At 62.3% G+C, this 7253-nt stretch carries 8 protein-coding genes; 7 read left to right on the top strand and 1 reads right to left on the bottom strand.

Annotated elements, in window-relative coordinates; all coding sequences use genetic code 11:
* Positions 1-29 precede the first annotated feature (29 nt).
* The 5 genes from epd (at position 30) to AUK77_RS15960 (ending at position 4540) form a co-directional block, all read left to right on the top strand.
* The gene (gene epd / locus AUK77_RS15940) at positions 30-1085 is read left to right on the top strand and encodes an erythrose-4-phosphate dehydrogenase (RefSeq protein ID WP_296131529.1); all 1056 of its coding nucleotides are present in this window, start codon (positions 30-32) and stop codon (positions 1083-1085) included.
* 4 nt (positions 1086-1089) lie between these two features.
* Positions 1090-2253 (top strand): phosphoglycerate kinase, encoded by a 1164-nt coding sequence (locus AUK77_RS15945; protein WP_296131535.1) that lies wholly within the window; start codon positions 1090-1092, stop codon positions 2251-2253.
* A 26-nt stretch (positions 2254-2279) separates the two neighbouring features.
* Complete coding sequence (locus tag AUK77_RS15950) at positions 2280-2600, top strand: MliC family protein (RefSeq protein ID WP_296131540.1); 321 nt, start codon at positions 2280-2282, stop codon at positions 2598-2600.
* Positions 2601-2707: 107 nt separating this feature from the next.
* A complete protein-coding gene (fba, locus tag AUK77_RS15955; RefSeq protein WP_108485917.1) occupies positions 2708-3772 on the top strand; it encodes a class II fructose-bisphosphate aldolase in 1065 nt (354 codons plus the stop codon).
* Between the two features lie 342 nt (positions 3773-4114).
* Positions 4115-4540, top strand: a complete 426-nt coding sequence (locus tag AUK77_RS15960) for a hypothetical protein (protein WP_296131542.1) — start codon at positions 4115-4117, stop codon at positions 4538-4540.
* Here the strand turns inward: AUK77_RS15960 and AUK77_RS15965 are convergent.
* On the bottom strand, positions 4512-5495 hold the full coding sequence (locus AUK77_RS15965) for an alpha/beta fold hydrolase (RefSeq protein ID WP_296131544.1): 984 nt from the start codon (positions 5493-5495) through the stop codon (positions 4512-4514). The two genes, AUK77_RS15960 and AUK77_RS15965, sit on opposite strands and share 29 nt — an antisense overlap.
* A gap of 160 nt (positions 5496-5655) precedes the next feature.
* Between AUK77_RS15965 and AUK77_RS15970 the strand changes: the two genes are divergently transcribed.
* The gene (locus AUK77_RS15970) at positions 5656-5955 is read left to right on the top strand and encodes a hypothetical protein (RefSeq protein WP_296131547.1); all 300 of its coding nucleotides are present in this window, start codon (positions 5656-5658) and stop codon (positions 5953-5955) included.
* A 162-nt stretch (positions 5956-6117) separates the two neighbouring features.
* Positions 6118-7188 carry a PQQ-dependent sugar dehydrogenase gene (locus AUK77_RS15975; RefSeq protein WP_296131548.1) on the top strand — a complete coding sequence of 357 codons (1071 nt, stop codon included), beginning with the start codon at positions 6118-6120 and terminating at the stop codon, positions 7186-7188.
* The last annotated feature ends 65 nt before the right edge of the window (positions 7189-7253 follow it).

The raw sequence follows: 7253 nt of genomic DNA on the forward strand, positions 1-7253 counted from the left end.
GGGGTTGAACTCCGAACCTGCGAGACACCATGTCCAAGCGTCCCTATCGAATCGCCCTCAACGGTTACGGCCGTATCGGCCGCTGCGTGCTGCGTGCGTTGCATGAGCGTGGCGACGGGGCGCAGCTGGAAATCGTGGCGCTGAATGACCTGGCCGATCAGGCCAGCATCGAATACCTGACGCGTTTCGACTCCACCCATGGCCGCTTCCCCGGCGAGGTGCAGGTCGACGGTGATTGCCTGCACATCAATGGCGATTGCGTCAAAGTGCTGCGCCAGGCCACGCCGGAAGGCGTTGACTGGGCGGCGCTGGGCATCGACCTGTTGCTCGAATGTTCCGGTCAATACACCAGCCGTGGCGAGGCGCAGCGTTTTATCGAAGCGGGTGCGCCGCGCGTGCTGCTCTCGCAGCCGATGGCCAGCGAAGCGGATATCGACGCTACGGTGGTGTTCGGGGTTAATCAGGGCGACCTGACCGGCCGCGAGCGGCTGGTGTCGAACGCCTCCTGCACCACCAACTGCGGCGTGCCGCTGCTCAAATTGCTCAACGAGACGGTGGGTATCGAGTACGTGTCGATCACTACTATCCACTCGGCGATGAACGATCAGCCGGTGATCGACGCTTACCATCACGAAGACCTGCGCCGCACGCGCTCGGCCTTTCAATCGGTGATTCCGGTTTCCACCGGGTTGGCACGCGGGATCGAACGCCTGCTGCCGGAATTGACCGGGCGTATTCAAGCCAAGGCCATGCGCGTGCCGACGGTAAACGTCTCCTGCCTGGACATCACCCTGCAGACCGCCCGCGACACCTCGGCCGCCGAGATCAATGCGGTCCTGCGTGAAGCCTCGTTAAACGGCCCGCTCAAGGGCTTGCTGGCTTACACCGAACTGCCGCACGCCAGTTGCGACTTTAACCACGACCCGCACTCGGCGATTGTCGATGGCAGCCAGACCCGCGTCTCCGGGCCGCGTCTGGTTAACCTGCTGGCCTGGTTCGACAACGAGTGGGGGTTTGCCAACCGCATGCTCGATGTCGCCGAACATTTCCTTTCCCTGACTACTCCTGTTCCCGTGAAGGACTGAAGCTATGACCGTTCTGAAGATGACCGACCTCGACCTCGCCGGTAAGCGCGTGCTGATCCGCGAAGACCTCAACGTGCCCGTCAAAGACGGCGTGGTGAAGAGCGACGCGCGCATCCTCGCTTCCCTGCCCACCATCAAACTGGCGCTGGAGAAAGGGGCTGCTGTGATGGTTTGCTCGCACCTTGGCCGTCCGACCGAGGGCGAGTTCAGCGAAGAGAACAGCCTGGCTCCAGTAGCCGCCTACCTGAGCAAGGCGCTGGGCCGTGACGTGCCGCTGATCAAGGATTACCTCGGCGGCGTTGAAATCAAAGCCGGTGAAGTGGTGCTGTTTGAAAACGTGCGCTTCAACACTGGTGAGAAGAAAAACGCCGACGCGCTGGCTCAGCAGTACGCCGCCCTGTGCGATGTGTTCGTCATGGATGCCTTCGGCACCGCCCATCGCGCCGAGGGTTCGACCCATGGCGTGGCCAAATTCGCCAAAGTAGCTTGCGCCGGCCCGCTGCTGGCGGCTGAGTTGGACGCACTGGGCAAGGCCCTGGGTGCGCCGGCCCGTCCGATGCTGGCTATCGTTGCGGGCTCCAAAGTGTCGACCAAGCTGGATGTGCTCAACTCCCTGGCCGATATCTGCGACTCGCTGATTGTCGGTGGCGGCATTGCCAACACCTTCCTCGCGGCCGCCGGTTTCCCGGTCGGTAAGTCGCTGTATGAGGCTGATCTGGTAGACACCGCTAAAGCCATCGCGGCCAAAGTTAGCGTGCCGCTGCCGGTCGATGTGGTGGTGGCCAAGGCCTTTGCCGAAGACGCCGAAGCAACGATCAAGGCAGTTGCCGACGTGGCTGAAGACGACATGATCCTCGACATTGGCCCGCAGACCGCGGCCATGTTTGCTGAGATGCTCAAGGCCTCCAGCACCATCCTGTGGAACGGTCCGGTCGGCGTGTTCGAGTTCGATCAGTTCGGCAACGGCACCAAGGTACTGGCTCAGGCCATTGCCGAAAGCACAGCGTTCTCCATCGCGGGCGGTGGCGACACCCTGGCAGCCATCGACAAATACGGCATTGCTGAGCAGATCAGCTATATCTCCACCGGTGGCGGCGCGTTCCTCGAATTCGTTGAGGGTAAAGTGCTGCCGGCCGTGGCCGTACTTGAAGCGCGCGCCAACGCATGATCAGCCTGATCAGGGAGCCTTTTGCGATGCTCAAGCGCAGCACTGTACTGGCGTTGCTTAGTTTGCTTGGCGCTTGCGCCAGCCAGCCTGCACCGTCTGATAGCTGGACGCGCTGGGTGTGCGACAGCCAGACCGAAGTGCTGTGGCGCTTTACCGATAGCAGCCAGGCATCGGTTGACGTGCGCCTCGGCGGCAGCGACATCGTTTACCGCCTGCTTGAGGAGCCGTCAGGCTCTGGCGCGTTGTACAGCGACGGTAAGCTGTCCTTCCACACTAAAGGTGAGGAAGGGCTGGTGTACTGGACGGCCAATGACGACCTGATCGGTCGCGGCTGCAAAGCGCCCTGATCACGATTTAACTGCAGGCCGGGTGCCCCGGTCTGAATGACTTGAATAGCGCCTGCCCCTGCGGCAGGCTTGAATGATTAACGAGCACCACCGGGAGAAAGAACACCATGGCACTTATCAGCATGCGCCAGATGCTCGACCACGCCGCCGAATTCGGCTACGGCGTGCCGGCCTTCAACGTCAACAACCTCGAGCAAATGCGCGCGATCATGGAAGCGGCCGACAAGACCGATTCCCCGGTGATCGTTCAGGCCTCCGCCGGTGCGCGCAAATACGCCGGTGCGCCGTTTCTGCGCCACCTGATTCTGGCCGCCATCGAAGAATTCCCGCATATCCCGGTGTGCATGCACCAGGACCACGGCACCAGCCCTGACGTTTGCCAGCGCTCGATCCAACTGGGCTTCAGCTCGGTGATGATGGACGGCTCGCTGAAAGAAGACGGCAAAACCCCGGCCGACTACGACTACAACGTGCGCGTCACCCAGCAGACCGTCGCCTTTGCCCACGCCTGCGGCGTGTCGGTGGAAGGTGAGTTGGGTTGCCTGGGCAGCCTGGAAACCGGCATGGCCGGCGAAGAAGACGGCGTTGGCGCGGAAGGCGTGCTCGATCACAGCCAGATGCTGACCGACCCGGAAGAAGCCGCTGACTTCGTCAAGCAAACCCAGGTCGACGCCTTGGCCATCGCTATCGGCACCAGCCACGGTGCTTACAAGTTCACCAAGCCGCCCACCGGTGACATCCTCGCCATCGACCGCATCAAGGCCATCCACGCGCGCATCCCCAACACCCATCTGGTGATGCACGGCTCCTCGTCGGTGCCGCAAGAGTGGCTGGCGATCATCAACCAGTACGGCGGCGACATCAAAGAAACCTACGGTGTGCCAGTTGAAGAAATCGTTGAAGGCATCAAGTACGGCGTGCGCAAGGTCAACATCGACACCGACCTGCGTCTGGCGTCCACCGGTGCCATGCGCCGCCTGATGGCCGAGAACCCGAGCGAGTTCGACCCGCGCAAGTTCTTCGGTGCCACCGTCACCGCCATGCGCGACATCTGCATCGCCCGTTACGAAGCCTTCGGCACCGCCGGCAATGCCTCGAAGATCAAACCGATCTCCCTCGAAGGCATGTTCCAGCGTTATGCCAAGGGTGAGCTGGCCGCCAAGGTCAACTAAGCCCAGACGATCAGCTGCGCGTCGGCGCTACGGCGTTGAAAGCAGCCTCGGAATGCTCATGTACAGCTCGTACACTCCGCTTCCTCGGCTGCTTTCGCCTTGTATCGCTCTAGCTCGCAAGATCGTGCGTAATATGCGTGAAAGCCCCGCCTATGCGGGGCTTTTTGTTGGCTATGTCCCCGTGTTGTGGTGCATGCGACGGGTAGGTTGGGTTGAGGAGCAACGCGACGAAGCCCAACGAGACAGGCCGCTGCTTGTTGGGCTTCGCTGTGCTCAACCCAACCTACGACTTGGTGCCTCATCGCATGCAATAGGTACAGAGTCGTTATCTGGGAGGTATCTATGATCAGGTTGATCGGGCTGTTCGGTGTACTCGCTGCATTGGCCGGCTGTGCCCATCAGCCACCAGTGAGCGGGCCGCCCGTTAACGTGGTGGTGGCGAGCGATCCGCAGCAGTGCGCCACCCGCGCCGAGTGCACGACCAAGACTGCGCGTACGTTGCTGTTTGTCTACGACTACGCCGCTGCCGGCGCGCCGCTGGTGCAGCGTGAGGGGCGCTTGTTGTTTACCCCGGCCGATGCACCGGGCAGCGATTGGCCGGCGATCTATCTTCGTTTGGCCGAGGCCGAGCACAGTGCGTTTGCGTTTAACGGGCAATGCCGGGCGCAGGCGTGTCGGCTGACGGTGGAGCAGCTGTTGCAGATTTACCGCAGCTACCTGGCGGATCAGCCTTGCGCCTTTACTGCGGCGTTGTGCCGTTTTGAGTAGGCAGAGCGGCGAGAAACGCCAGAATCGCCGCCTGCACCCGTGGCGTGTCCTGCGGCGAGAGGATGTCGCCGGCCAGCACATGGTGTGAAGGGTCCTGTGTGTCCTTGAGGGCGATAAGTTGCTTGTGTGCTGAGCCGAAGCGGGCAAAGGCGGCCTCGATGGCCGGCGCGCTGACCACCTGATCATCCTGCGAATAGAGCGTGAGAATCGGCGCGCTGATCTGCTCCAGCGCCTGTTCGCGCACGTATTTCACCAGCGCCATCATCGGCAGCAGCGCCTGCGTTGGGTAACGATGGCTCCAGTAGCGCGCCTGTTCGGCGTTGCGCGGCTGCCAGTGGTGGTCCGCGCCCAGCAGCAAGGGCACGAAGTGACTGGCCCAGGGCCAGGTCAACACATCGGCGGCGGGGTCTTTAGGGGCGAAATTGGGCGAGACCATGATGTACGCCCGTACGCTGGGGTCATCGCCCTGCAAGGCCAGCCAGGTGGCCAGCGTGGCCCCTGTCGAGGTGCCGATCACCAGCACCTGTTTACCCAGGCGTTGCCCGATCTGCAGAGCTTCATGGCTGTCTTGCAGCCAGTCTTGCACCTGCGGCTCAGCCATCGCCGCACCGGGGCGGCCATGCCCACTGAGGCGGGTGTAAAACAGGTTGGCGCCAAGGTGTGCGGCGAGTTGATCGCTCAGCGGCGCGGTTTCCTGACGGGTGGCCGAGTAGCCGTGGAGATAAATGATGGCCAGATCCGTTCGGCGTTTGTCCGGGTGAGCCCAAATGATGGTCTTTTCTGCGCCGGGGGTGATGTCTGAAAAGCGTGCTTCGGACTCGCGCAGGTACTGATCGAGGTTCTCAGGCAAGGCGCTTTCAGTCAGGGCAGGTTCCACTGGCGGCACCGGGCCGATGCTGAACACACCGACCAGCACGGCGATCAGCAGCGCGGTCAGCGACAAAGACGTCTTCATATGTGCTTCCATGCAGGCAATTGCCGGCATTTTGCTACAGGTGCTGGTCTGTGCCTATCGCCCGTGCGGGGCGTTGGTAAAACCCTGTAAAACACCCAGCACGTTGAGCGCGGTATGTCGGTTCATACTCGCTGCACTGTCGTACCTGGATTGCCGCCGCATGCCGAGTCTATCCCGCGTTTTTTTGTACTTCTTGTTCGCTGTGCTGCTGTCGAGTGCGCTGGGCGGCGTGGTGCAAACCCAGTTCAACCTGGCCAACCTGCAAGCCCTTGGCGCGCCGATGACGCTGTCTGTTCGCCTACACACGACTGCTTTGGATCTGCTCGGCTTCAGTCCGCTGTTCGCCGTGCTGGTGCTGCTGCGCCCATGCTTTGGCGCGAACCTGGCGCGTCGGGCGTTGGTTGGTCTTTGCCTTGGCCGGTGCCGCCGCTGTATGGGCGGCGATGAGCTTGGCCAATAGCCTGGCGCCCATGCCAACGCTGATTGGCGCTAACCGTAGCCTCGCGGGCACGCTGGGGTTGATGGCCTGTGGCAGCGTTGGCGCGTTGTTTTTCGCTCATCTGATGCGACGCGCCCCGGCGTCTCAGGCATAACGCACTCATTCTGATAAAAGGCCCGAACCATGTTGAAAACATCGTGCGCTTTGCTGTTGTTGGGTGTGCTGGGCAGTGGCCTGGCGCAGGCCATGGATTACCGCATCGAAACTGTGACCGAAGGCCTGCAACATCCCTGGTCGCTGGCGTTTCTGCCGGACGGCCGCATGCTGGTCACCGAGCGGGTGGGGCGCTTGCGCATCATTGAGCGGGACGGCAGCCTGAATCCGCAACCGGTGGCGGGTTTACCGGAGGTGTTTGCCGCGGCGCAGGCCGGATTGATGGAGGTGCAACTCGACCCTGAGTTCGCCAGCAATCAGCAGATTTACCTGACCTATGCCTACGGCACGGCGAAGGCCAACAACACCCGCCTGGCCAAAGCGCGTTTGGTGGACGGGCAGTTGCAGGATGTGCAGGTGTTGTTCAGCGCGCTGCCTGCCAAAGCCGGCGCGGCGCATTACGGTGGGCGGCTGGCATTTTTGCCGGACAACAGCCTGGTGCTGACCCTGGGCGATGGTTACGACCTGCGCGAGCAGGCGCAAGACCGCAGCAATCACATTGGCAAAATCGTGCGCCTGAACCGCGACGGCAGGAGCGGTGCCGCCGCCGAGATCTACAGCCTTGGGCACCGCAACGTGCAAGGTATCGTCTATGACGCTGAACTTCAGCGCTTGTACAGCCACGAGCACGGCCCACGCGGCGGCGATGAGCTGAACCTGATCGAGCCCGGCAACAACTACGGCTGGCCGCTGATCACCTACGGCATCGACTACACCGGCGCGCAAATCTCGCCTTACACCGAATTACCGGGTTTGCAGCAACCGTTGCTGCACTGGACGCCGTCTGTCGCGCCTTCCAGCCTGACCATTTACCGCGGCGAGCTGTTCCCGCAGTGGCAGGGCGATCTGTTTGCCTCGACCCTGGCTGAGCGCAGCGTGCGCCGTATTCGCCTGCAAGACGGCAAGCTGGCGGGCGAAGAGGTGCTGTTCGAAGAGTTGGAAGCGCGTATTCGTGATGTGCGCAGCGGCCCGGACGGCGCGTTGTACTTGCTCACTGACAGTGGCAACGGGCAACTGCTGCGTGTGCTGCCGAGTCAGTAAAGGCCGAGCACCGGGCGCGCGGCGTGCGGCATAATCCCCGGCCGTAATCTGCTGCCTGACCATGC

Source organism: Pseudomonas sp. Ga0074129, from assembly GCA_001465025.1.
Taxonomy (GTDB): domain Bacteria; phylum Pseudomonadota; class Gammaproteobacteria; order Pseudomonadales; family Pseudomonadaceae; genus Aquipseudomonas.

What these genes read in the sequence shown, in the direction of transcription:
- epd (WP_296131529.1), top strand. Translation starts at nt 30, where the DNA reads ATGTCCAAGCGTCCCTATCGAATCGCCCTCAACGGTTACGGCCGTATC.
- AUK77_RS15945 (WP_296131535.1), top strand. Translation starts at nt 1,090, where the DNA reads ATGACCGTTCTGAAGATGACCGACCTCGACCTCGCCGGTAAGCGCGTG.
- AUK77_RS15950 (WP_296131540.1), top strand. Translation starts at nt 2,280, where the DNA reads ATGCTCAAGCGCAGCACTGTACTGGCGTTGCTTAGTTTGCTTGGCGCT.
- fba (WP_108485917.1), top strand. Translation starts at nt 2,708, where the DNA reads ATGGCACTTATCAGCATGCGCCAGATGCTCGACCACGCCGCCGAATTC.
- AUK77_RS15960 (WP_296131542.1), top strand. Translation starts at nt 4,115, where the DNA reads ATGATCAGGTTGATCGGGCTGTTCGGTGTACTCGCTGCATTGGCCGGC.
- AUK77_RS15965 (WP_296131544.1), bottom strand. Translation starts at nt 5,495, where the DNA reads ATGAAGACGTCTTTGTCGCTGACCGCGCTGCTGATCGCCGTGCTGGTC.
- AUK77_RS15970 (WP_296131547.1), top strand. Translation starts at nt 5,656, where the DNA reads ATGCCGAGTCTATCCCGCGTTTTTTTGTACTTCTTGTTCGCTGTGCTG.
- AUK77_RS15975 (WP_296131548.1), top strand. Translation starts at nt 6,118, where the DNA reads ATGTTGAAAACATCGTGCGCTTTGCTGTTGTTGGGTGTGCTGGGCAGT.